Origin of the sequence: Leifsonia tongyongensis, assembly GCF_010686705.1 — a bacterium.
GTDB classification, from domain to species: domain Bacteria; phylum Actinomycetota; class Actinomycetes; order Actinomycetales; family Microbacteriaceae; genus Diaminobutyricibacter; species Diaminobutyricibacter tongyongensis.
The window spans coordinates 225,903-248,800 of sequence record NZ_JAAGWY010000001.1; the positions used below are offsets into that span (position 1 = coordinate 225,903).

General features: G+C 64.3%; 32 protein-coding genes. All 32 read right to left on the reverse strand.

Annotated elements, in window-relative coordinates:
* Positions 1-28 precede the first annotated feature (28 nt).
* Positions 29-400: a 50S ribosomal protein L18 gene (gene rplR, locus G3T36_RS01175; protein WP_163287591.1), complete on the reverse strand. Its 372-nt coding sequence runs from the start codon at positions 398-400 to the stop codon at positions 29-31.
* 2 nt (positions 401-402) lie between these two features.
* A complete protein-coding gene (gene rplF / locus G3T36_RS01180; protein ID WP_163287592.1) occupies positions 403-939 on the reverse strand; it encodes a 50S ribosomal protein L6 in 537 nt (178 codons plus the stop codon).
* Between the two features lie 6 nt (positions 940-945).
* Entirely contained in the window at positions 946-1,344 is a 399-nt protein-coding gene (gene rpsH, locus G3T36_RS01185; RefSeq protein ID WP_163287593.1) for a 30S ribosomal protein S8, read from the reverse strand.
* Between the two features lie 101 nt (positions 1,345-1,445).
* Complete coding sequence (gene rplE, locus G3T36_RS01190; protein ID WP_163287594.1) at positions 1,446-2,033, reverse strand: 50S ribosomal protein L5; 588 nt, start codon at positions 2,031-2,033, stop codon at positions 1,446-1,448.
* Positions 2,033-2,395, reverse strand: coding sequence for a 50S ribosomal protein L24 (rplX, locus tag G3T36_RS01195; protein ID WP_163287595.1), 363 nt, complete (start codon positions 2,393-2,395; stop codon positions 2,033-2,035). The genes rplE and rplX overlap by 1 nt, the downstream gene beginning before the upstream one ends.
* A 3-nt stretch (positions 2,396-2,398) precedes the next feature.
* Positions 2,399-2,767: a 50S ribosomal protein L14 gene (gene rplN / locus G3T36_RS01200; RefSeq protein ID WP_163287596.1), complete on the reverse strand. Its 369-nt coding sequence runs from the start codon at positions 2,765-2,767 to the stop codon at positions 2,399-2,401.
* A complete protein-coding gene (gene rpsQ, locus G3T36_RS01205; RefSeq protein ID WP_163287597.1) occupies positions 2,764-3,069 on the reverse strand; it encodes a 30S ribosomal protein S17 in 306 nt (101 codons plus the stop codon). Before rpsQ ends, rplN begins: the two co-directional genes overlap by 4 nt.
* Entirely contained in the window at positions 3,069-3,395 is a 327-nt protein-coding gene (rpmC, locus tag G3T36_RS19925; protein ID WP_163287598.1) for a 50S ribosomal protein L29, read from the reverse strand. The genes rpsQ and rpmC overlap by 1 nt, the downstream gene beginning before the upstream one ends.
* Complete coding sequence (rplP, locus tag G3T36_RS01215) at positions 3,395-3,814, reverse strand: 50S ribosomal protein L16 (RefSeq protein ID WP_163287599.1); 420 nt, start codon at positions 3,812-3,814, stop codon at positions 3,395-3,397. Before rplP ends, rpmC begins: the two co-directional genes overlap by 1 nt.
* 2 nt (positions 3,815-3,816) lie before the next feature.
* Positions 3,817-4,584, reverse strand: a complete 768-nt coding sequence (gene rpsC, locus G3T36_RS01220; RefSeq protein WP_163287600.1) for a 30S ribosomal protein S3 — start codon at positions 4,582-4,584, stop codon at positions 3,817-3,819.
* Positions 4,584-4,976, reverse strand: a complete 393-nt coding sequence (rplV, locus tag G3T36_RS01225; protein ID WP_163287601.1) for a 50S ribosomal protein L22 — start codon at positions 4,974-4,976, stop codon at positions 4,584-4,586. The genes rpsC and rplV overlap by 1 nt, the downstream gene beginning before the upstream one ends.
* Positions 4,977-5,000: 24 nt before the next feature.
* Positions 5,001-5,282, reverse strand: coding sequence for a 30S ribosomal protein S19 (gene rpsS, locus G3T36_RS01230; protein WP_163287602.1), 282 nt, complete (start codon positions 5,280-5,282; stop codon positions 5,001-5,003).
* 12 nt (positions 5,283-5,294) lie between these two features.
* Positions 5,295-6,134: a 50S ribosomal protein L2 gene (gene rplB, locus G3T36_RS01235; protein ID WP_163287603.1), complete on the reverse strand. Its 840-nt coding sequence runs from the start codon at positions 6,132-6,134 to the stop codon at positions 5,295-5,297.
* A 26-nt stretch (positions 6,135-6,160) separates the two neighbouring features.
* Positions 6,161-6,460, reverse strand: coding sequence for a 50S ribosomal protein L23 (gene rplW / locus G3T36_RS01240; RefSeq protein ID WP_163287604.1), 300 nt, complete (start codon positions 6,458-6,460; stop codon positions 6,161-6,163).
* Complete coding sequence (gene rplD, locus G3T36_RS01245) at positions 6,457-7,143, reverse strand: 50S ribosomal protein L4 (RefSeq protein WP_163287605.1); 687 nt, start codon at positions 7,141-7,143, stop codon at positions 6,457-6,459. The genes rplW and rplD overlap by 4 nt, the downstream gene beginning before the upstream one ends.
* 4 nt (positions 7,144-7,147) lie before the next feature.
* Positions 7,148-7,807, reverse strand: a complete 660-nt coding sequence (rplC, locus tag G3T36_RS01250) for a 50S ribosomal protein L3 (RefSeq protein ID WP_163287606.1) — start codon at positions 7,805-7,807, stop codon at positions 7,148-7,150.
* Positions 7,808-7,830: 23 nt separating this feature from the next.
* A complete protein-coding gene (rpsJ, locus tag G3T36_RS01255) occupies positions 7,831-8,139 on the reverse strand; it encodes a 30S ribosomal protein S10 (protein WP_005050520.1) in 309 nt (102 codons plus the stop codon).
* A 578-nt stretch (positions 8,140-8,717) separates the two neighbouring features.
* Positions 8,718-9,224, reverse strand: coding sequence for a hypothetical protein (locus G3T36_RS01260; RefSeq protein ID WP_163287607.1), 507 nt, complete (start codon positions 9,222-9,224; stop codon positions 8,718-8,720).
* Positions 9,225-9,309: 85 nt separating this feature from the next.
* On the reverse strand, positions 9,310-9,735 hold the full coding sequence (locus G3T36_RS20290; protein WP_491047479.1) for a type IV toxin-antitoxin system AbiEi family antitoxin domain-containing protein: 426 nt from the start codon (positions 9,733-9,735) through the stop codon (positions 9,310-9,312).
* Positions 9,736-10,297: 562 nt separating this feature from the next.
* Positions 10,298-11,491: an elongation factor Tu gene (gene tuf / locus G3T36_RS01265; RefSeq protein ID WP_163287608.1), complete on the reverse strand. Its 1,194-nt coding sequence runs from the start codon at positions 11,489-11,491 to the stop codon at positions 10,298-10,300.
* Positions 11,492-11,636: 145 nt separating this feature from the next.
* On the reverse strand, positions 11,637-13,751 hold the full coding sequence (fusA, locus tag G3T36_RS01270) for an elongation factor G (RefSeq protein ID WP_163287609.1): 2,115 nt from the start codon (positions 13,749-13,751) through the stop codon (positions 11,637-11,639).
* A gap of 87 nt (positions 13,752-13,838) precedes the next feature.
* Entirely contained in the window at positions 13,839-14,309 is a 471-nt protein-coding gene (gene rpsG, locus G3T36_RS01275; RefSeq protein ID WP_163287610.1) for a 30S ribosomal protein S7, read from the reverse strand.
* Positions 14,309-14,683, reverse strand: coding sequence for a 30S ribosomal protein S12 (gene rpsL / locus G3T36_RS01280; RefSeq protein ID WP_055811472.1), 375 nt, complete (start codon positions 14,681-14,683; stop codon positions 14,309-14,311). The genes rpsG and rpsL overlap by 1 nt, the downstream gene beginning before the upstream one ends.
* Before the next feature lie 382 nt (positions 14,684-15,065).
* The gene (locus tag G3T36_RS01285) at positions 15,066-15,563 is read right to left on the reverse strand and encodes a DUF6121 family protein (RefSeq protein ID WP_163287611.1); all 498 of its coding nucleotides are present in this window, start codon (positions 15,561-15,563) and stop codon (positions 15,066-15,068) included.
* A gap of 21 nt (positions 15,564-15,584) precedes the next feature.
* A complete protein-coding gene (locus G3T36_RS01290; RefSeq protein ID WP_163287612.1) occupies positions 15,585-16,658 on the reverse strand; it encodes a hypothetical protein in 1,074 nt (357 codons plus the stop codon).
* A gap of 123 nt (positions 16,659-16,781) precedes the next feature.
* Positions 16,782-17,573, reverse strand: a complete 792-nt coding sequence (locus tag G3T36_RS01295) for a hypothetical protein (RefSeq protein ID WP_163287613.1) — start codon at positions 17,571-17,573, stop codon at positions 16,782-16,784.
* A gap of 1 nt (position 17,574) precedes the next feature.
* The gene (locus G3T36_RS01300) at positions 17,575-18,342 is read right to left on the reverse strand and encodes a hypothetical protein (protein ID WP_163287614.1); all 768 of its coding nucleotides are present in this window, start codon (positions 18,340-18,342) and stop codon (positions 17,575-17,577) included.
* Positions 18,339-19,391: a type IV pilus assembly protein PilM gene (gene pilM / locus G3T36_RS01305; protein ID WP_163287615.1), complete on the reverse strand. Its 1,053-nt coding sequence runs from the start codon at positions 19,389-19,391 to the stop codon at positions 18,339-18,341. Before pilM ends, G3T36_RS01300 begins: the two co-directional genes overlap by 4 nt.
* A gap of 28 nt (positions 19,392-19,419) precedes the next feature.
* Positions 19,420-20,244: a prepilin peptidase gene (locus G3T36_RS01310; protein WP_163287616.1), complete on the reverse strand. Its 825-nt coding sequence runs from the start codon at positions 20,242-20,244 to the stop codon at positions 19,420-19,422.
* Between the two features lie 11 nt (positions 20,245-20,255).
* Complete coding sequence (locus G3T36_RS01315; protein ID WP_163287617.1) at positions 20,256-21,848, reverse strand: bactofilin family protein; 1,593 nt, start codon at positions 21,846-21,848, stop codon at positions 20,256-20,258.
* A complete protein-coding gene (locus tag G3T36_RS01320) occupies positions 21,839-22,462 on the reverse strand; it encodes a PulJ/GspJ family protein (protein ID WP_163287618.1) in 624 nt (207 codons plus the stop codon). Before G3T36_RS01320 ends, G3T36_RS01315 begins: the two co-directional genes overlap by 10 nt.
* Positions 22,459-22,884 carry a type IV pilus modification PilV family protein gene (locus tag G3T36_RS01325; RefSeq protein WP_163287619.1) on the reverse strand — a complete coding sequence of 142 codons (426 nt, stop codon included), beginning with the start codon at positions 22,882-22,884 and terminating at the stop codon, positions 22,459-22,461. The genes G3T36_RS01320 and G3T36_RS01325 overlap by 4 nt, the downstream gene beginning before the upstream one ends.
* Between the last annotated feature and the right edge of the window lie 14 nt (positions 22,885-22,898).

Below are 22,898 nucleotides of genomic sequence, written 5' to 3' on the forward strand. Positions count from 1 at the left end.
GTCTGCTCCTTGTTGGTTTCTTCAGTGCTCACAGGTTCAATCCACCCTCTCGAGCTCCCTCGGCGACAGCTGCGACGCGTCCTGCGTACTTGCTGCCACCACGGTCGAATACGACGGCTTCGATACCGGCGGTCTTTGCACGCTCGGCGACGAGTTCGCCGACCTTGCGGGCCTTCGCGGTCTTGTCACCGTCGAAGGTGCGCAGGTCAGCCTCGAGGGTCGATGCCGACGCGAGGGTGTGACCCTTGCTGTCGTCGACGACCTGCACGAAGACGTGACGTGCGGAACGGGTGACCACCAGGCGCGGACGAACCGCGGTTCCCTCGATCTTCTTGCGAAGACGGGTGTGACGGCGGTCACGCGCTGCGGACTTGCTCTTTCCTCTGGTTCCGAGAGCCATGGTTACTTACCAGCCTTTCCGGCCTTGCGGCGGACAACCTCGCCGGCGTAACGCACACCCTTGCCCTTGTAGGGCTCGGGCTTGCGAATCTTGCGGATGTTGGCGGCGACCTCGCCGACGGTCTGCTTGTCGATGCCGCTGACCGTGAGCTTGTTGTTGCCCTCGACCGTCAGGCTGATGCCCGCCGGCGGCTCGACCGTGACCGGGTGCGAGAAGCCGAGCGCGAACTCGACCGCGCTGCCCTTCTGCGCGACGCGGTAACCGGTACCGACGATCTCGAGTCCCTTGGTGTAACCCTGGGTGACGCCGATGATCTGGTTGTTGATCAGGGTGCGGGTCAGGCCGTGCAGCGAACGCGAGTTGCGCTCGTCGTCGGGACGGGTGACGAGCACCTGGCCCTCTTCCAGCTTGACCTCGATGGGGCTCGCGACGGTGAGTGAGAGTTCACCCTTCGGGCCCTTGACGGTGACGGCCTGGCCGTCGATCTTCACATCGACCCCGGCAGGGATGTCGATGGGCAGTCTTCCGATACGCGACATGTCGAACTACCACACGTAGGCGAGGACTTCCCCACCCACGCCCTTCTTCTCAGCCTGACGGTCAGTCAGAAGACCGGAGGAGGTGGACAGGATGGCGACGCCGAGCCCTCCGAGAACCTTGGGGATCTCCGTGGACTTCGCGTAGACGCGAAGGCCGGGCTTCGAGACGCGCTTGATACCGGCGATGGAACGCTCACGGTTCGGGCCGAACTTGAGGCTCAGGGTCAGCGTCTTGCCGACGCGCGCATCCGTGACCTCCCAGCCGGAGATGTAACCCTCGGCCTTGAGAATGTCGGCGATGTGCGCCTTGAGCTTCGAGTGCGGCATCGACACGGTGTCGTGGTGTGCCGAGTTCGCGTTACGCAGTCTGGTCAGCATGTCTGCGACCGGATCTGTCATTGTCATTTGGGTGTTTCCTTTTGTTCACCAGGTTTCGTTCAGCCGTACACGACTGACGACCTGTGGTGGTCGCGGTCCCTCCAGGCCGGAGGGACCATCGGGTGGAGCTAGTTCGACGTCTCGTTGGAACGGAACGGGAAGCCGAGCTGCTTGAGCAGCGCGCGGCCTTCGTCGTCGTTCTTGGCGGTGGTCACCACAGTGATGTCCATACCGCGGACGCGGTCGATCTTGTCCTGGTCGATCTCGTGGAACATGGACTGCTCCGTGAGGCCGAACGTGTAGTTTCCGCTGCCGTCGAACTGCTTGTCCGAGAGGCCGCGGAAGTCGCGGATGCGGGGAAGCGCGAGCGACAGGAGCCGGTCGAGGAACTCCCACATGCGGTCGCCACGAAGCGTGACGTGTGCACCGATGGGCTGGCCCTCACGCAGCTTGAACTGCGCGATGGACTTGCGCGCCTTGGTGACCTGCGGCTTCTGACCGGTGATCTTGGTCAGGTCGGCAACAGCACCGTCGATGATCTTGCCATCGCGTGCGGCCTCGCCGACGCCCATGTTGACGACGATCTTCACGAGACCCGGCACCTGGTGCGGGTTGGTGAAGCCGAGGTCCTTGCTCAGCGTCGCAGAGATCTCGTTCTTGTACTTCTCTTTAAGACGCGGCTGGATTTTGCCAGCCACCGCTGTGGTGTCGCTCATTACAGGTCCTTACCTGACTTCTTGGCGTAACGAACACGGACCGTCTTGGAGACGCCGTCCTTCGTCACGGTTTCGCTGCGGAAGCCGACGCGGGTCGGCTTCTTGGTCTCGGGGTCGATGAGCGCCACGTTCGACACGTGGATCGGAGCCTCGTGCGTCTCGATGCCGCCGGTCTTCGTGCCACGCTGCGTCTGTCCGACACGAACGTGCTTGGTGACGAAGTTGACGCCTTCGACGATGACGCGGTTCTTCTCGACCTGCACCTCGATGACGCGACCCTGCTTGCCCTTGTCGCCTCCACGAGCCTGGCTCGCGCCGGAGATGACCTGGACCAGGTCGCCCTTCTTGATGTTCTTCGCCATGATTTAGATAACCTCCGGTGCCAGCGAGATGATCTTCATGAACTTCTTGTCGCGAAGCTCGCGACCGACCGGTCCGAAGATACGGGTACCGCGGGGGTCGCCGTCGTTCTTCAGGATCACTGCAGCGTTCTCATCGAACTTGATGTACGAGCCATCCGCGCGGCGGGTCTGCTTGACCACGCGCACGATGACAGCCTTGACGACGTCGCCCTTCTTGACGTTGCCGCCGGGAATCGCGTCCTTGACCGTGGCGACGATGACATCGCCGAGGCCTGCGTAACGACGACCCGAACCACCCAGCACGCGGATGGTCAGCAGCTCCTTGGCGCCCGTGTTGTCGGCGACCTTGAGCCGGGACTCCTGCTGAATCACTTGGCCTTCTCCAAAATCTCAACGAGGCGCCAACGCTTCGAGGCGCTCAGGGGACGGGTCTCGCTGATCAGGACGAGGTCGCCGATGCCGGCGGAGTTCGCCTCATCGTGCGCCTTCACCTTCGAGGTGCGGCGGATGACCTTGCCGTACAGCGGGTGCTTCACGCGGTCTTCGACCTCGACGACGATGGTCTTGTCCATCTTGTCGCTGACGACGTAACCGCGACGGGCCTTGCGGTAGCCGCGGACGAGAGCCTCGGCGGCCACCGTCTCGTCGGCCTTGGCCTTGGTGGTCTGTGCCATTAGTTGGCCTCCTCGGTTTCTGCGGCCTCGGCAGCCACCGGAGCGGCTTCCTTCTTGGCCTTGGTCTTCTTGTCGGCCTTCGCCACAACCTCGACCGGGGCCGGGGTTGCACGGATGCCGAGCTCACGCTCACGGATGACCGTGTAGATGCGCGCGATGTCGCGCTTGACGGCACGAAGGCGGCCGTGGCTCTCGAGCTGACCGGTGGCCGACTGGAAGCGCAGGTTGAACAGCTCTTCCTTGGCCTTCTTCAGCTCGTCGACGAGTCGCTCGTCTTCAAAGGTGTCGAGCTCGGTGGATGCGAGCTCCTTGGATCCGATCGCCATTATGCGTCGCCCTCCTCGCGCTTGATGATGCGTGCCTTGAGGGGCAGCTTGTGGATTGCACGGGTCATGGCCTCACGGGCGATGGTCTCGTTGACACCGCTCAGCTCGAAGAGCACGCGACCCGGCTTGACGTTTGCGACCCACCACTCCGGCGAACCCTTACCGGAACCCATGCGGGTTTCGGCCGGCTTCTTCGTGAGCGGACGGTCGGGGTAGATGTTGATCCACACCTTTCCACCACGCTTGATGTGACGCGTCATCGCGATACGAGCGGACTCGATCTGACGGTTGGTCACGTACGCGGGGGTGAGGGCCTGGATGCCGTACTCGCCGAAGGAGACCTTCGTGCCACCGGTCGCCTGGCCGCTACGGCCGGGGTGGTGCTGCTTGCGGTGCTTGACTCTGCGTGGGATCAACATGGTTATGCCTCAACTCCTGCTGCGACGGGCGCTGCCTCGGGCGCGTTGGTACGCGCACCGCGACGGGGACGGTCGCTGTTCCGCTCGGGGCGGACCGACTTGGTGTTGGCCTGCTCGCGAGCGAGTTCCTTGTTCGTGATGTCGCCCTTGTAGATCCACACCTTGACACCGATACGACCGAAGGTGGTCTTCGCCTCGTAGAAGCCGTAGTCGATGTTCGCGCGGAGCGTGTGCAGTGGCACGCGACCCTCGCGGTAGAACTCGGAGCGGCTCATCTCGGCGCCGCCGAGACGGCCCGAGACCTGGATGCGGACACCTTTGGCGCCGGCGCGCTGTGCACCCTGCAGACCCTTGCGCATCGCGCGGCGGAAGGCCACACGTGCGGAGAGCTGCTCGGCGATGCCCTGGGCGACGAGCTGGGCGTCGGCCTCGGGGTTCTTCACCTCGAGGATGTTCAGCTGGATCTGCTTCTTCGTGAGCTTCTCGAGGTCGGCACGGATGCGCTCGGCCTCGGCGCCACGACGACCGATCACGATGCCCGGGCGGGCGGTGTGGATGTCGACGCGGACGCGGTCACGGGTGCGCTCGATCTCGATGCGCGAGACTCCCGCGCGGTCGAGCGACGTCTGCAGCAGACGACGGATCTTGACGTCCTCGGCGACGAAGTCGCTGTAACGCTGACCCGGCTTGGTGCTGTCCGAGAACCAGCGAGACACGTGGTCCGTGGTGATTCCCAGACGGAAGCCGTATGGATTGACTTTCTGACCCATTACTTGCTCGCCTTCTTCGAAGCGTTCGCGGCTTCAACCTCGTCCGGCGTCGCGAGGACGACCGTGATGTGGCTGGTGCGCTTGTTGATACGGAAGGCCCGGCCCTGAGCTCGCGGCTGGAAACGCTTGAGGGTGGTTCCCTCATCCACGAATGCGCGGCTCACGTACAGGTCCTGCTCGTCCAGGTAGGTGTTCGAAGCATCGGCCTTGACCCGCGCGTTGGCGATCGCCGAAGCGACGAGCTTGTACACCGGCTCGCTCGCACCCTGCGGTGCGAACTTCAGGATGGCCAGGGCCTCCTGTGCCTGCTTGCCGCGGATCAGGTTGACGACGCGACGAGCCTTCTGGGGGGTCACGCGGATGTGACGCACGCGTGCGATCGACTCCACCATTTCTCTCCTCCTTTACGCCCCCGCTTAGCGGCGGCGACCCTTCTTGTCGTCCTTCACGTGTCCACGGAAGGTACGGGTTGGTGCAAACTCGCCGAGCTTGTGCCCGACCATGGTCTCGGTGACGAACACCGGGATGTGCTTGCGACCGTCGTGCACCGCGATGGTGTGACCCAGCATGGCCGGGATGATCATCGAGCGGCGCGACCAGGTCTTGATCACGTTCTTGCTGTTGGCTTCGTTCGCCGAGACAACCTTGCGGAGCAGGTGGTCGTCAACGAAGGGGCCCTTCTTGAGACTGCGTGGCATCTTCTACAACTCCTACTTACGCTTCTTGCCGGCGGTACGGCGACGAACGATGAGCTTGTCGCTTTCCTTGTTGGGGTGACGCGTGCGGCCCTCTTTCTGGCCCCACGGGCTGACGGGGTGACGTCCACCTGAGGTCTTGCCCTCACCACCACCGTGAGGGTGGTCGATCGGGTTCATGGCGACACCACGCACGGTCGGGCGGACGCCCTTCCAGCGCATGCGGCCGGCCTTGCCCCAGTTGATGTTCGACTGCTCGGCGTTGCCGACCTCGCCGACGGTCGCGCGGCAGCGCGCGTCGACGTTGCGGATCTCGCCCGAGGGGAGACGCAGCTGGGCATAGGGGCCGTCCTTGGCGACGAGACGCACCGAGACACCGGCGGAACGGGCGAGCTTTGCGCCACCGCCCGGCTTGAGCTCGATCGCGTGCACGACGGTACCGGTCGGGATGTTGCGCAGCGGCAGGTTGTTGCCCGGCTTGATGTCCGCGCCGGCACCCGACTCGACGATGTCACCCTGCGACAGCTTGTTGGGCGCCAGGATGTAGCGCTTCGTGCCGTCGACATAGTGCAGGAGCGCGATGCGCGCCGTGCGGTTGGGGTCGTACTCGATGTGGGCGACCTTGGCGTTGACGCCGTCCTTGTCGTTGCGACGGAAGTCGATCACGCGGTACTGGCGCTTGTGGCCACCACCGATGTGACGGGTCGTGATGCGACCCTGGTTGTTGCGGCCACCGGTCTTGGAGAGCGGGCGCAGCAGCGACTTCTCGGGGGTCGAGCGCGTGATCTCCGCGAAGTCCGCGACGCTCGATCCACGACGACCAGGGGTCGTGGGCTTGTACTTACGAATAGCCATTGTCTGTTTTCCTCTAGATCCCGGCCTTAGCCAACTGCCGTGAAGATGTCGATGGAACCGGACTTGAGCGTGACGATCGCACGCTTCGTGTCCTTGCGCTTGCCGAGACCGAACTTGGTGCGACGCGTCTTGCCGGTGCGGTTCAGGGTGTTGATCGAAGCGACCTCCACCTTGAAGATCTTCTCGATGGCGAGCTTGATCTCGGTCTTGTTCGAGCGCGGGTCCACGATGAACGTGTACTTGCCTTCGTCGATCAGGCCGTAGCTCTTCTCGGAGACGACCGGAGCGATGATGATGTCGCGCGGGTCCTTGTTGATAGCGGTCATGCGCTGACCTCCTCAGCTTCCTTCTGGCTGGCGACGGCCTTGACCGACTTGCCCTTGGCGGGCCCGGCGACGAAAGCATCGAAAGCGCCCTTGGTGAAGACGATGTCGTCGGAGACGAGCACGTCGTAGGCGTTCAGCTGGTCGTAGGGCAGAACGTGAACGGTCGGGATGTTGCGGACGCTCTTGAGGCTGATCTCGTCGTTGCGCTCCAGAACGATCAGGACGTGCTTCGACGAGGCGATGCCCGCGAGCAGCTCGACGACGGCCTTGGTCGACGGCGCGTCGCCCAGGGCGAGCGACTCGACGACGTGCAGGCGGTCACCGCGAGCCCGGTCGGAGAGGGCGCCGAGGAGTGCCGCGGCGATCATCTTCTTGGGGGTGCGCTGCGCGTAGCTGCGAGGGGTCGGTCCGTGGACGATGCCACCACCGGTCATCTGGGGCGCGCGGATCGAGCCCTGGCGAGCGCGACCGGTTCCCTTCTGCTTGAACGGCTTGCGGCCTGCGCCGGAAACCTCGCCACGACCCTTGGTCTTGTGCGTGCCCTGGCGCGCTGCTGCGAGCTGGGCGACGACGACCTGGTGGATCAGCGGGATGTTGGTCTGGACGTCGAACAGGTCGGCGGGCAGCTCCACGGAGCCGGCCTTCTTACCCTTCACGTCGACGACGTCAATCGAGGTAGCCATAGGACTAGGCCCCCTTCACTGCGTTGCGAACGAATACGATGCGGCCGCGCGCGCCGGGAACGGCGCCCTTGACCAGCAGCAGGCCCTTCTCGGCGTCGACGGCCTGGACCTTGAGGTTCAGGACGGTCACGCGCTCGCCACCCATGCGACCAGCCATGCGCATGCCCTTGAAGACACGGCTCGGGGTCGAGGAGGCGCCGATGGAACCCGGCTTGCGGTGGTTGCGGTGCGAACCGTGCGAAGCGGAGACACCCTTGAAGTTGTGGCGCTTCATGACACCGGCGAAGCCCTTGCCCTTCGAGGTGCCGACGACGTCGACCAGCTGGCCGGCCTCGAAGGTTCCCTCGACGGTGAGCTCCTGGCCGGCGCTGAAGTCAGCTGCATCGGCGGTGCGGACCTCGGTGAGGTGACGACGCGGCGTGACGCCTGCCTTGTCGAAGTGGCCGGTGGCCGGCTTGTTCACCTTGCGGGGGTCGATCTGGCCATACGCGATCTGCACGGCGTTGTAGCCGTCGACCTCGGGGGTGCGGATCTGGGTCACGACGTTGGGCGTGATCTCGATGACGGTGACGGGGATGAGCTTCTTGTTCTCGTCCCACACCTGGGTCATTCCGAGCTTCTTGCCGAGCAGACCCTTCACGGTCTTGGTCTCAGTGTTAGACATGGAGTTCTTCGTCCCTATCCAGCTCAGAGCTTGATCTCGATGTTGACGTCTGCCGGCAGGTCGAGTCGCATGAGCGAGTCGACGGCCTTGGGCGTCGGGTCGATGATGTCGATCAGACGCTTGTGGGTGCGCATTTCGAAGTGCTCCCGGCTGTCCTTGTACTTGTGGGGCGAACGGATGACGCACACCACGTTCTTCTCGGTCGGAAGCGGCACGGGGCCGACGACGGTCGCGCCCGCACGGGTCACGGTGTCGACGATCTTGCGCGCCGAGGTGTCGATGACCTCGTGGTCATACGACTTAAGCCGAATGCGGATCTTCTGTCCCGCCATGTCTGACTCACTCTCTTTCAAGGCGTCTTACGACCTTTCGGTCGCATTGGACGCGGTTGCGTACGAAAACGCTGGGCACTACTGCTGCGGCACCACTGTTCTTCTGTCAATTCCCCCGGCGCGACGAGAAACCGTGCGGTTTCGCGCCTCTCCGGGAGACCGACCCCCGCGCTCGGGCGTGTCGCCGAACCGAAGACATAGATGACCCATGTTTTCGTTGGAGGTCGATTAAGCTTTGTCCTGCTACCCGCGGCCTAACCTTCTCCCGCCGATCGAATGAACGACCTTGCGAGGGGCTATGCACTGCCTGGCAGTGATCCGTTCGGAGCGCGCGTTTGCACACTCGTCACGAAATGTTGAACTAGACGAGTTTGCCACAGTAACCCCCCACTCTGCAACCCGGGCGTGTCGCGCCCGGCGTGTCGCCCGCCCCGGTGGCGCGCCCGGCTCAGTCGCAGTCCGCTCAGCGGCCGCCCGCAGCCCGCCGGCGCTTGTCCCCGCCCCCTCCCTGCGTGTGCCCGCCAGCTGGGTACGTCCCCGCCACCTCGACATGGCGGGCACGTACCGAACTGGCGGACTCACCGCTTGGAGTGGCTCGGGAGACCGGCAGCGGACAGACGCGCGACGAGAAGGCGTGGCCTCATCGTTTCACGCCACCCCCAGCGCACGACCCGGTAGCCGAGGGCGCGGATGCGATCCTCCCGGTACTTCTCGTCGATCACGACCTGCTCAGCGCTACGGCCACTACGCAGCGCAGCGTCGAGATACTTGAGTTCGCCGTCAGCCTCGCCTACGACGCCGAGTTCGGGCCATGCGAAGTCGACTTCGCCTATGAGTCCGTCGACGTCTGAGAGTGCCAATTGCAGCGTCGGCGGAGGGAACCCGGCCTGATGGATTAGCAAGCGGCTGACGGACTCCAACGGACTCTCTGCGCGCGTATCGGCGAACTCGATAACCTCCCGAGCGCGGGCGTGACCACGGAATGGGAGCATGCGCTCCCAGACAGCGAAGAGTTCGTTCTTCGTCGTCAGAGGCGTCTGCGATCCGAAGCGATGGATACGGATCGCAGCGTCGGCGGCAGCCACGGCTACCTGAGGCGATCGCGTCGCAGCGAGATCCACCACGGTTCGGCTGACGGCCGTAGCGAGAAGGCCCCTGGACCGGACGACATCACCGGCGCGCGGTCGCTCGTGCTCGACGACTCCATTTCGCGACCGTCCCGACGCGCCTTCTGCGGCAAGCACGTGGACGAACACGGGCTCCTCGTGGAGAAGCGGCAGCCCGTGGATGACCGCCGCAGAGGAATGCGAGAAGACCGGGCTCGTTCCGCCTCGTCATCGCGACGGCGAGCACACGCTGGAGGTGCTGCTCCCTGGCACTCAGCGCGGCCCAGTCCTGTTCCGCGACGTAGATCCCGCGATGCAGCCGCCGCAAAGTGCCGGCGCGAACCGCGCGTGCAAAGTCGTGCCGCGATGGGCCGATCGATGCGAGTCCCGACACCGAGATGAGGTCGGTGCTGGCCCTGATGTCGTCTGGACTGGTCTTGTTCATCCCTCGAGAATGCCGTCGGCGACAGCACCCGGCGTGCGCGAGCATCCGTTCTCTGGATGAATTCGCGGAGGCGGCTCTTGTGAAGGGATGGCGTGCCCGCCCGATCAGGACAAGCCCGCCAGCTCGACGTGGCGGGATAAGCGCTAGCTGGCGGGAACTTCGTGGACTGGTGCGGGCGGGGGCATGAAGAACGGGGCCGGGCGATGCCCGACCCCGTCAGCTCCAGCGACCCCTCGCGCGGCCGCGAGCATTTCAATTAGTGCCGACGGACTGAACAGACGCTCTCGCGTACGCCATCGACAGGTCTACGAACGTGTCGCCCGAGAGACCTAGTCTTGTGCGCCCGACGCGGGGCTGAGGGATGATCCACTCGTGCCCTCCGCGTTATCGCTGCTGAAGTCCTTGGCCTGGTTTGCGAGGTAATCGGTACCCATACGCACTCCTCTCGTCGGCGACACCGTTCGATTGAGACGGTTCCCTACATTGTGCGACCATCACGGCGCAGGGTAAAGGGATCCGACGAAGTCACAGGAACAGTGTGCGCAGCCACAACGACGAAGGAGGGGCCGAGCCTTTCGGCTCGACCCCTCCCGATCAGTAAGCGGACTTACTTGATGATCTTCGTCACCGTACCGGCGCCGACCGTGCGGCCACCCTCACGGATCGCGAAGCCGAGGCCCTCTTCGAGAGCGATCGGCTGGATGAGCGCCACAGTCATGTCCGTGGTGTCGCCGGGCATGACCATCTCGGTGCCCTCAGGCAGCGTGATGACGCCGGTGACGTCCGTGGTACGGAAGTAGAACTGCGGACGGTAGTTCGCGTAGAACGGGTTGTGACGGCCACCCTCATCCTTGGACAGGATGTAGGCGGTGCCCTCGAAGTCGGTGTGCGGCGTAACCGAACCCGGCTTCACGACAACCTGGCCGCGCTCGACGTCTTCGCGCTTGGTGCCACGGAGGAGCAGACCACAGTTCTCGCCGGCCCATGCCTCGTCGAGCTGCTTGTGGAACATCTCGATACCCGTGACCGTGGTCTTCTGCGTCGGGCGGATGCCGACGATCTCGACCTCGGAGTTGATGGCGAGGGTTCCACGCTCGGCGCGGCCCGTGACGACGGTTCCACGACCGGTGATCGTGAAGACGTCTTCGATCGGCATCAGGAACGGCTTGTCCTTGTCGCGGATCGGGTCGGGGATGGACTCGTCGACGGCCTCCATGAGGTCGAGGATGCTCTGCGTCCACTTCTCGTCGCCCTCGAGAGCCTTGAGGCCCGAGACGCGCACGACGGGGGCGTTGTCGCCGTCGAAGTCCTGGCTGGAGAGCAGCTCGCGGACCTCGAGCTCGACGAGCTCCAGGATCTCCTCGTCGTCGACCATGTCGGCCTTGTTCAGCGCGACGAGCAGGTAGGGAACGCCGACCTGCTTGGCGAGCAGAACGTGCTCACGGGTCTGTGCCATCGGGCCGTCGGTGGCGGCGACCACGAGGATCGCGCCGTCCATCTGAGCGGCACCGGTGATCATGTTCTTGATGTAGTCGGCGTGCCCAGGGGCGTCAACGTGCGCGTAGTGGCGCTTCGGGGTCTCGTACTCGACGTGCGAGATGTTGATCGTGATACCGCGCTGACGCTCTTCCGGCGCGGAGTCGATCGACGCGAAGTCGCGCTGCACGTTGGTCTTCGACGGGTACTTGTCAGCAAGCACCTTCGAGATCGCCGCGGTGAGCGTGGTCTTGCCGTGGTCGACGTGACCGATCGTTCCGATGTTGACGTGCGGCTTGGTCCGCTCGAACTTGGCCTTAGCCACTGGGTCCTCCTCAGGACTCTCATGTAGAAACCCCGGTCGACGGTTTTCGACCGGCAGCGCTACGGGATTGTTTACCTATGTTACTTGGTTGATTTGTGGATTTGGCACGCGGGTGTGCCGCGCACCGAATCCCCAGATCAGAGGGTTATTCGCCCTTGTTCTTCTGGACGATCTCGTCGGCTACAGCCTTCGGGACCTCCGCGTAGCTCTCGAACGTCATCGAGTACACCGCACGACCGGAGGTCTTCGACCTCAGGTCACCGATGTAGCCGAACATCTCCGACAGCGGGACGTGAGCACGGATCACCTTGACACCGCTCGCATCCTCCATGGACTGGATCTGACCGCGGCGCGAGTTCAGGTCGCCGATGACGTCACCCATGTATTCCTCAGGGGTACGGACCTCGACGGACATGAGCGGCTCGAGCAGAACCGGGTTCGCCTTGCGAGCGGCCTCTTTGAAGCCCATCGATCCAGCGATCTTGAACGCCATCTCCGAAGAGTCGACGTCGTGCGAAGCACCATCGAGCAGGGTGGCCTTGACGCCCACCATCGGGTAGCCCGCGAGGACACCCACCTGGAGCGCATCCTGGATACCCGCGTCGACCGACGGGATGTACTCGCGCGGAACGCGACCACCGGTGACCTTGTTCTCGAACTCGTATGACTTCTCAGCCGTGACCTCCATCGGCTCGATGGAGATCTGGATCTTCGCGAACTGGCCGGAACCACCCGTCTGCTTCTTGTGCGTGTAGTCGTGCTTCTCGACGGCGCGGCGAATCGTCTCGCGGTAAGCCACCTGCGGCTTGCCGACGTTCGCCTCGACGTTGAACTCGCGCTTCATGCGGTCGACGAGGATGTCGAGGTGGAGCTCGCCCATTCCCTTGATGACCGTCTGGCCGGTCTCCTGGTTCTGCTCGGTGCGGAACGTCGGGTCCTCTTCGGCCAGCTTCTGGATCGCGGTGCCCAGCTTCTCCTGGTCGGCCTTCGTCTTCGGCTCGATTGCGACCTCGATGACGGGCTCGGGGAACGTCATCGACTCGAGGACGACCTGGTTGCTCGGGTCGCACAGCGTGTCACCCGTGGTCGTGTCCTTGAGCCCGATGACCGCGTAGATGTGGCCGGCGGTCACGGACTCGACCGGGTTCTCCTTGTTGGCGTGCATCTGGAAGATCTTGCCGATGCGCTCCTTCTTGCCCTTGGTCGAGTTGATGACCTGGGCACCCGAGTCGAGGTGACCCGAGTAGACGCGCACGTAGGTGAGGCGACCGAAGAACGGGTGCACCGCGACCTTGAACGCCAGGGCCGCGAACGGCTCGGTGGCGTCGGCGTGACGGAGGATGATCTTCTCTTCGTCGCGGACGTCGTGCGCCTCGATGGCGGGAACGTCGAGCGGCGACGGCAGGTAGTCGATGACCGCGTCGAGCATGGGCTGGACACCACGGTTCTTGAACGCGGAACCGCAGAGCACCGGGTAGAGCTCGCTGTTGACGGTCATCTTGCGGATGGCGCCCTTGATCTCTGCGACCGTGAGCTCCTCGCCCGAGAAGTACTTCTCGAGCAGCACGTCGTCGGACTCGGCGACGGTCTCGAGCAGCTTGTGGCGGTACTCCTCAGCCTTTTCGAGCATGTCGGCCGGGATCTCTTCGATGTCGTACTTGGCGCCCATCTGGACGTCACCCTTTGCGTCACCGCGCCAGGTCAGCGCACGCATCTCGACGAGGTCGACGACGCCCTCGAACGACGACTCGGCGCCGATCGGGAGCTGGATGACCAGCGGCTTCGCGCCGAGGCGGTTGATGATCGTGTCGACGGTGAAGTAGAAGTCGGCGCCCAGTTTGTCCATCTTGTTGACGAAGCAGATGCGGGGCACGTCGTACTTGTCGGCCTGACGCCAGACGGTCTCGGACTGGGGCTCGACGCCCTCCTTGCCGTCGAAGACGGCGACGGCACCGTCGAGGACGCGGAGCGAACGCTCCACCTCGACCGTGAAGTCGACGTGTCCGGGGGTGTCGATGATGTTGATCTGGTTCTTGTTCCAGAAACAGGTGGTCGCAGCAGACGTGATCGTGATGCCGCGCTCCTGCTCCTGCGCCATCCAGTCCATCGTCGCAGCGCCGTCGTGGACCTCACCGATCTTGTGGGTGATACCCGTGTAGAACAGGATGCGCTCTGTCGTGGTGGTCTTGCCGGCATCGATGTGCGCCATGATGCCGATGTTGCGGACCTTGTTCAGGTCGGTGAGCACGTCCTGTGCCACAGGTTTCCTCCGAAAAATAGATATTGGTACATGGCCGGCCGGATGGCGCGGAGCGAGTGCCCCGCACCATCCGATCGGTACGAGCTGCTACCAGCGGTAGTGCGCGAACGCCTTGTTCGACTCGGCCATCTTGTGCGTGTCTTCACGACGCTTGACGGCCGCACCGAGACCGTTGGACGCATCCAGGATCTCGTTGGTGAGGCGTTCGGTCATCGTCTTCTCACGACGGCCCTTGGCGTAGCTGGTCAGCCAGCGGAGCGCGAGGGTGTTGGCGCGGTGAGGCTTGACCTCGACCGGCACCTGGTAGGTCGAACCGCCGACGCGGCGGCTGCGGACCTCGAGGGTGGGGCGCACGTTGTCGAGCGCCTTCTTGAGCGTGGCGACCGCATCCTGACCGTTCTTGGCGGCAACGCCTTCGAGCGCGTCGTAGACGATGCGCTCAGCGAGGCCCTTCTTGCCGTCGAGCAGGATCTTGTTGACCAGCTGGCTGACGATCGGGGCGCCGTAGACGGGGTCGGCGACAACGGGACGCTTCGGGGCTGGACCCTTGCGAGGCATTACTTCTTCTCCATCTTCGCGCCGTAACGGCTGCGAGCCTGCTTGCGGTTCTTGACGGCCTGGGTGTCCAGCGCGCCACGGACGATCTTGTAACGAACACCCGGGAGGTCCTTCACACGACCGCCACGGACGAGCACCATCGAGTGCTCCTGCAGGTTGTGGCCCTCGCCCGGGATGTAGGCGGTGACCTCGGTGCCGTTGGACAGCTTCACACGGGCCACCTTGCGCAGAGCCGAGTTCGGCTTCTTCGGGGTGGTGGTGTACACGCGGGTGCACACGCCGCGCTGCTGGGGGTTGGACTTCAGGGCGGGAGCCTTGGTCTTTGTGACCTTGGGGCTGCGGCCCTTCCGAACCAACTGCTGAATGGTTGGCACTACGTTCTCCTTGTATATGAACTGCACGGTGACAGCTGTTGCTTTACTGCTTCGAACGACTTCACGCCGATGTTCTGGCGTGTCGGGGTTCTGTGGTCACCAACCGGCGGCGCAGAATGAATTCTGGTTCGGGGTTGATATGCCGTGGGGGCTTGATGTAGCCCAACATGGATGAGCACGAGCCAACCGCTCGGGGTTTCCGTCTCACCCGGTTCAGGACCGGATGTTTTCGGGCACCACACGAGCGCGTGACAAAGCACACACCCGAAAAATACTAGCTTGCGGGCGGGTCCCCGGTCAAATGACGGGCACCTCTGGGAACAACGCACAGGGGTCTCACGGCATTCCCGCGATGGGCGTTTTCACGCGCATCCGCCGCCTGCTACTCCTTGTCCTCGTCGTCGCGCTCCCACGGCCAGCGCGGCCGGCCCTTCTGCTGGAACCGGCCGACCAGGACCAGCTGGTAGACGAACGCCACCACCGCGGCGGCGATTCCGGTGGCCAGTGAGAACCACGACGCGAACATGTGGAAGGAGAAGGTGAGGAAGCCCAGGGGTTCGTCCCCGCCGATCGCGTAGGCGATCCCGCCGCTGAGCACGAAGACGACATAGGCGATCACGCCGATGAGGAGGGCGGCCAGCGGGGCGATGCGCTGCTCATCCGCCGGGACGCTCCGGCCGCGAACGACCAGGCTGACGAGGACCGCAACGGTCGCGCATCCGACCATCACCGGACCGACGAGAGGACCCGCGTCGGCGACGTCGATCACCTCGATGTTCGAATACAGGCTGATCAGGCCGAACGCCGCGACCAGGATGGCGAGGTACAGGAACGACGCGAAGAAGGCGACGACGGTCGCGTAGTTCCGGTCCTCACGCATGGCGCGCCGACATCATGGTGCTCAGGCTCCCGGCGCGTAACCGTTCTGCGTGCCTCGCGGACCGGCGGCGATCGCGCGGTCGTACTCGGCCTGGGCTTCGGCGTTCTTGACCCGCAGCCTGCGGCCACGGACGGCCAGCCAGAGCCCGGTCCAGATGGAGACCTCGCGGGCGACGACACCCGCCCAGATCGCGGGAGCCGTGAGCCAGATCACGTTCAGCAGCCGGCCCACCTCCTGCGGGGTGTGAGCCCAGGCCTGGACCTGCAGCAGCACTCCCCCGGCGTACGAGAAGTAGACGACCGCGGCCACGACGAAACCGCCGATGATGTACGCCCACCAGCCGGCGCGGTTGAGGATCTGGACCAGGATCACCATGGCGATGAAGAAGAAGATGACCGGGATCCAGAACACCCAGACGCCGAGGAACGACTTGACGAACTCGTCGAAGAAGCGCGCGGCCGGGTAGCCGATCGCCGCGATGACGGCGACGACGGCGGCGTAGACGAGCGCGAACACGACGGTTCCGGCGAGGGCGATCAGGATGCCGAAGCCGCGGTTGCTCTTCTTCCTGGGCGGATGCGGGGCCTGGACGTAGATCGGCGTGACCGTCTGGCCGGCCTGGCCGTACGGTGCGGCGGTCGTGGCGCCGGCGACTGCGGCGCCGCCGACGACGGGGGCCGCCGCTGCGGGTGCGGTGGTGTAGGCAGCGGTTGCTGCGGTGTCGTAGTGTTCGACGTTCTCGTCGGCGACGACGTTCTCGTCGCCGACGTTGCCGGTGTCGGCGGTGTCGGCTGTGTCGGCGGTGGAGCGGGCTACGGCGGCGCGGACGTCCTCGTCGCTCGCTGCGGCGGCGGGCTCAGGCTCGGAGACCGGGGCGGATGCGGATGCGGGCGGTGCGGCTTCAGCGGATGCGGGCTCCGCGCCCGGCACACTGCCGGCGGCCTCGGATTCGGGGACGTTCACGTGACCGCGTGCGGGGACCGGCTCGGACGGCGGGTTAGCGATGTCCGCGTCGCTGCCGTTCCGCTCGGCGGCGGCGATATCGCCGCCCTCCGGTTCAGCGGCATTCGGTGACTCAGGGGTCGTGTTGCTCATGGTGTGTCACTCCTCGATCAGCCCACCCGGGCATCCGTCACTCTGGTGCAACCATAGCAACGGGGTGCCCGGATGGGCCGGAGGGCCGTCCGTATGAGGCAAATGGAGATGCTGGTTCGGGGTTTATGGCTTCGGGGTCGAGGTCGGGGTGGGTGTTGAGGTGGGCGTGGAACTTGAGGCTGCAGCGCCCGGGGAGACCGTGCCCGCGTCGGTCGAGGCAAGCACATAGACATAGCCCCCGATCGTGTACAGCGACGCTGCGTTGCCGACTCCCGTGGGGGCGGTCGCTCCCCCGCCGTCGAAGCTCGTCACCAGGAACAGCCGCGAAGCCTTCTGGAGCTTTGCGAGAAAGGCGAGAGCGGTCGTGTCATTACCCTGGATTCCGAGCTTCACCGGGATCGCAACGAAATTCTGCGCGGTGACCAACGGGTCTGACTTCATGGTCGGTGCCACAGGCGCTGCCGGCGCGGCGGGTGCCGCACTCGGGGCAGGTGTAGGCGTTGGAGCCGGCGTCGCAGTCCCGGATGTCGCGCCGCTCGCCGGCGGTGCCGCAGCGGGAGCAGCCGGTGGCAGGTAAGCCACGGCGTCGCTCGGGGTGAAGGAGACCACGGTCGTACCCGTCGATGAGGCGAGCACATAGACATCGTCGAGGAAGGCGTCGAGCGCAGGCGACGACGGGACTGATGTCTGCAGTGTGGCCAATTGCCCTTTGAGTGTGTCCAGCTTCCCGTAATCGCTCTTGAGCTTGGCGATCGCCACCTCTGTGCTGGCGTTCTGATCGGCAATGGCGGATCGCTCCTGATCGGCGGCCGATGCCGTCGCGAGTTGCGGCTGCACGCCGAGAACATATCCGACGGCGGCGACGACGACTATCGCCAGGATCACTCCGATCATCAGGAGTCGGTTCTTGTCCACGTTACTTGCCTTCCTTCGTGTTGAACCGGTTGTCGAACGCACTCTCGTTGAGGTGGATCGTCGCCGTCGCTGTGTACTTCCCACCCTCTGAGAGGGTCACCGTGCCGGGCGCGGTGTCTGCGACACCCGGGAGCTTTGCCAGTGCCCTCAACCACAGGGGAAGGTCGGGCAGCGTTGCACTCGTCACGTTCAGCGTCACGGCGGCAACCCGCGTGCCCTGCAGCGGGACGGTGGACTGCTGGTAGGGAGCGAGCGGGGAGGCAGAGTCGATACTGATGGCGGTCAGAGTCACCCCGGGCGGCAGGGTCGCCTTCGCTTTGGCGAGGAACAGGTTCCAGTCGATCTCGGTCGACGCGCCGACCTGCTCGGCCGCCTGCGTCAGCTGGATCTGGCTCTGCACCTGCTTGACCACGCCGTACTTCTGCTGTTGTTGGGCGAGCTCAAGGGTCCGGGCCTGCTCGGCTGCGAGAGCCTGCTGTGACTGGATAGCCAGGAGTGAGCTCCCCCCGATGGCGGCGAGAATCAACACGATCACAACGACCAGGATGACCAGAAGTCGCCGGACCAAGGCGTCGCGTTTGCGGCTTGCACGGACCTCTGGAGGGAGAAGATCTACCCGCGGCTCGATACCGACGATGAGGGGTCCCATGGGTGTCGCGTCGACATCGGAGCCCTTGCGCGATGCAGCGCCTTTCGGCCGGAGTGAGCGTCCTTTGCGCTCTGCGCCTTCTTCATCGACGGCGCCTCGGCGTCCTGTGATAGTAGTCATGCTGACACGCTCCTCATCGCTAGTCCGAGTGCAACGGCTATTGAGGTTTGACGACCTCGGAGGTCGTCGGCGCTGAGGTTTCGAGATATGGCGACAGCACCGAACGGATCGCCCAAGTTCACAGGAATCCGCGTGAATTCGGCCAGGACGTTCGTGAATCCCGGCAGAAGGGACCCTCGGCCCGTGACGACGATATGAGTCACTGGATCAGTTGGCCGGGTATTGGAAAAGTACGAGATCGTGTTGCGGAGGCTGGTGAGCAGTTCACTGACGACCTCGTAGATCGTGGAGACGACGCGCTGCTCCTCCGCATTGGACACTGTGGTCGCAAGACCATACGCGCGCTTGAGCTTCTCGGCATCTTCGAAGGGAACCTCGAGTCGCGCAGCGAGTGCAGATGTGACTTCGGCACCGCCGGTCGGAATAATACGCACGAATTGGGGAATGCCGTTGCTGGCGACGATCACGCTCGTCGTGTTCGCGCCGACATCGACGAGGGCCACAGTGCCGCGAGACTTCGTGCGGCTAAGCAACACGCGGTCGAGAGCGAAGGGGATCAGGTCGACGTCGACCGGCGTGAGTCCGGCAAGCTGCGCGGCGCGCACATTCCCGAGGACGGCATCCTTGACTGCAGCGATCAGGAGTCCGTTCGTCATCGGGCCATGCTCGCCGATAGTTTCGGAAATGGGGTAGAAGTCGAGCAGCGCATCCTGCACGGGAACCGGCAGCATGTCCTGCACGATGAACGGAAGCGATTCGCGGATGCGTTCGCGAGGAGCGGAAGGAACGCTCAGGTCACGGGCGAGCACCCGCTGGTTGCCCATCCCCAGCACGACGCGCTTGCTCTTGAATCCCCCCGCGGACCAGAGCTGCTTCAGGAGGGTACCGACGGTATTGGGCTCGAGGACCTCACCTCGGCTGACTGCGCCGTCCGGCACATCGAGCTCGTGGTAGCGCAGGAGCGTGGGTCGAGCCTTGTCGGCGTCTGCGACCTCGACGGCGCGTAGTGTCGAGCTGCCGATGTCGACTCCGACGATTGTCTTCGCCATGGTCATTCTCCTTTCGCCAGTGCCGCGCTCATGCGACGCCGATCAGATTGAGGTAGGCCGACCACGCGGCGTTACCGAAAAAGATGCCGAACCAGGCGCCGGCGAGCATCCACGGTCCGAAGGGGATGCCGCCTGAGCGGTTCACACGTCGAGCCGCGAGCAGAACGAGCCCGTAGACACCGCCGAAAAGGAACGCGGCAAAGGCCCCGACGACGAGCGGGCCCCAACCCAGCCAGCCGAGGTAGAGCCCGAGCAGGCCGGCCAGCTTGACGTCCCCCATCCCCATTCCGCCAGGGCGTAGGAACGCGAGCAGGAAATAGAACGCGAAGAGTGTGGCGCCGCCGATGGCGGCCGAGGTGAGTTGCTGCCAATTCCCGACGAGGACTGACGACCCACCCAGCAACAAAGCGGCGACAAGGTAGCTCGGCAGGACGATCCGGTCGGGGAGTCGGTGGGTGTCGACATCGATGAGGCCGAGTGCGACACTTACCGCGGCGAAGTAGAGGAAGGCGCATAGCGCCAGCGCCGCCGAGACGATCGCTCCGGTCTGCTCACCTGCCAGGGCGTTGACGAACGGCACCAGGAAGACGGCAGCCACGACGGCGAACAGCAACGCGGTGCCGAACTCGACTAACGGGTAACGCACGGAGATTCGTGTCCCGCAGTCACGGCAGCGGCCCCGAAGCACAAGCCACGACAGTATCGGGATGTTGTCGTATGGGCGGATGTGCGCGTGGCACACGGGGCACGCGCTTGGCGGACTCACGATCGAGATACCCGCGGGCACGCGGTACACGACTACGTTGAGGAAGGAGCCGACGAGCGACCCGAACACTGCAGCGACAGCGACCATGGTGCCGATCCCTAGCCCGAGATGTTCCGGGTGGAGAAGAGGGTGCTGAGCTTGCCGGGCGTCGGAGGGGGCGGCGGAGTATACGTTCCATTGTCGAAGTTCACGCCGGGCAGGCCCATCTGCACGAAGTCCAGGACGAACGCGTTGTTAAACGTGATCGACGAGGTATACAGCTGACCCCACAGCTCACTGCCGGAGTTGGAGAGTCCGCAAGGCGTATAGATGAAGACGGCGACCGACTTGTCGAACTGCACTTGGTTGTCGATCTGCGACTGACTCTCAGGACTGTTGCACGTGGGCTGTCCGTCGGCGAGGACATCGGGAGTGATGATCCATAGCCGGCGCTGAGGACCCGACAGCCCGGCCGCCGACGTGATCGTCATGTTCTTGAGTTCAAAGCTGTTGGCTACGAGGACGGTGTCGGCCTGCAGGGAGAGAGTCGTGCCGGTCAGGTTGACCTGCCCCCCGCCGCACGGAGACGTGAGCGTGTTGACGATGGTCTCGGCAGCGGTGTTCAGGGCTGCCGCGATGGCCGCCGCAGTACATGTCGTCGGTTTGACCTCGACGAAAGGCACTCCGTTACCGTCGACCCAATCGGTTTTGACGTAATTGAAGTCGACCCAGCTCGGAACCGTGGGTGCGGTGGGCGCAGTGATACCGGTCTTGTTCTGGGTGATCCCGCCGGCGACGCTTCCGCCATTCGAGACCTTGACCGTTCCAGCTGAAACGACGGATCCGCCGACCGTCGCCGTGATGTTCGACTGCCCGCCGGTCGGGCCGGTGATGATGTTGCCGCCCACATTGCCGCCGATGCTGACAGGGCCCGCCGAATAGATGTTGCCGTTCACGGCAGCACCGCCCGCCACTGAAACGGTCGGATTCGCGGTTCCGGCTGCGTGAACACTCCCCGTGATGATGCTGTTGTTGCCGATCGCAACCGTCTGGGAGGCCCAGAGGTCACCATTGATCGTGCATCCGCTCGGTGAGTTGTACGCGCCGTTCCCGAGGATGACGTCGCCCTCGATGACACCACCGGTCTGGCACTTGGCGTTACCGGATTTGAACTCGATGCCGGGCTTGTCCGCCGAGCCCTGCTGGGTGATTTTCAGGTTGGTAATGGTTCCGTCAAGCTCGTTGTAGCCGTAGATCGCGGAACCGCTGGTCGTGATTCCCGGCGGTGTGACGGCGGGAATGTAGTTAAAGATGGACTCGACGGTTTTCTTCACAGGCTGGAACGCCGTTCCGGTACCAACCGCGACGATCTTTACCTTGGTTACGTCGGGTGCTGTCGACGGGCATCCGGGGATCCAAGTGGTCCCGCTCGCCGTGCGCTGATACGAGACGGTCACGCTGTAGACCGGTGTGGTGCTGTGGGTGTATGGAAGGGCGCACGTGCTCTTTGTCAGATCTGCCGCCACCACGGCGATCCCTGCCTGACCGGCAGCCTGTGCCTGGACGCTAGCTCGGGTGGTATCGCTGAAATGCAGGGCGCCGACGATAAGGGAGCCGGTGACCCCGACGAAGATCATGATGACGGCGGCGAGGCCGATGACTACGATCAGGGCTGCGCCATCGTCGTGTGTTTTTTTTGGCTTCAGAAACATGGTGCACTCACAGTCGTTGTGTTCGGGATGTGCGTTGTGGTTTCGATGTGTACCGGGCTATTGGTGCCGTTGGTCACGTCGAATTTGAGGTCGACGCGGGTACCGGATGGGGTGGCGAAGATCGCGGACGATGGTGATGCGCCGACCTTCACGCCGAGGCCATTGCCGATCAGAATCCACGAGTTATCCGGGACCCCGGTCGGCATCGGAATGGCGGCCGCCGGCGTGACCGTTTTCACATAAATCGCGCCGCCGGTCGCCGGCGAGTAGTACCACGCCTGACAGGAGACGCCTGAGGCCAAGCCCTGGGTCGGGTCGTTCGTCGGGCTCATGCTGTACACACGTGCCCTCAACATCTCGGCACCGGTGACGGAATCGGTGAGAACCGAGAGCGCCGTGGCATTGTTCGCGCCCTGGCTGACGGAACGGGCGATGAGCTGGCCGAGGTCTGCTGCTTGGGTGCTCGTGCGTACGGAGGTCTGGGTGCGTGCGGCACTCGCGAACAGCCCGGCGATGACGCCCATGACGATCAATCCGAGGAGCACAGCGATGAGCATCTCAACGAGGGTGAACCCGCCCTCGGCATCTCTCTCTGGCGTTCGTGGGGTGATCATGATGCCGCGGAGACGAAGATATAGGTGGTCGCCGAGGCGATTTTGAAGGTGCTGCCCGTCTTCGTGACGTAGACGTTGATCGTCACGACGCCAGGGTATGAGGGAGGGCACACGACGGTGGTCCTCTTCGGCTGGAGGCTGACTCCCCGGGCGTCCACGACCGGCGCGATCGTCTCGGCCTGGTATGCCTGGAGGGCAGTACACGTGGCCGCTCGGGATCGGGCATCATCGAGTTGCTGGCCGACGAGCTGGCTGGCTGTCGCGATTGTGGAGTTCAGTGCCGACATTTTAAGTGCGCCCACCAAGCCCGGGATGAGGCCAAGCGCGATGATGGCAAGGAGGAACATCGCGACGATGACCTCGATGAGGGTGAAGCCTTCGTCGCCTTCGCGAGCGCGACGCGCTGAGAGCTGGTCGTCCACTGTTCCACCTCCCG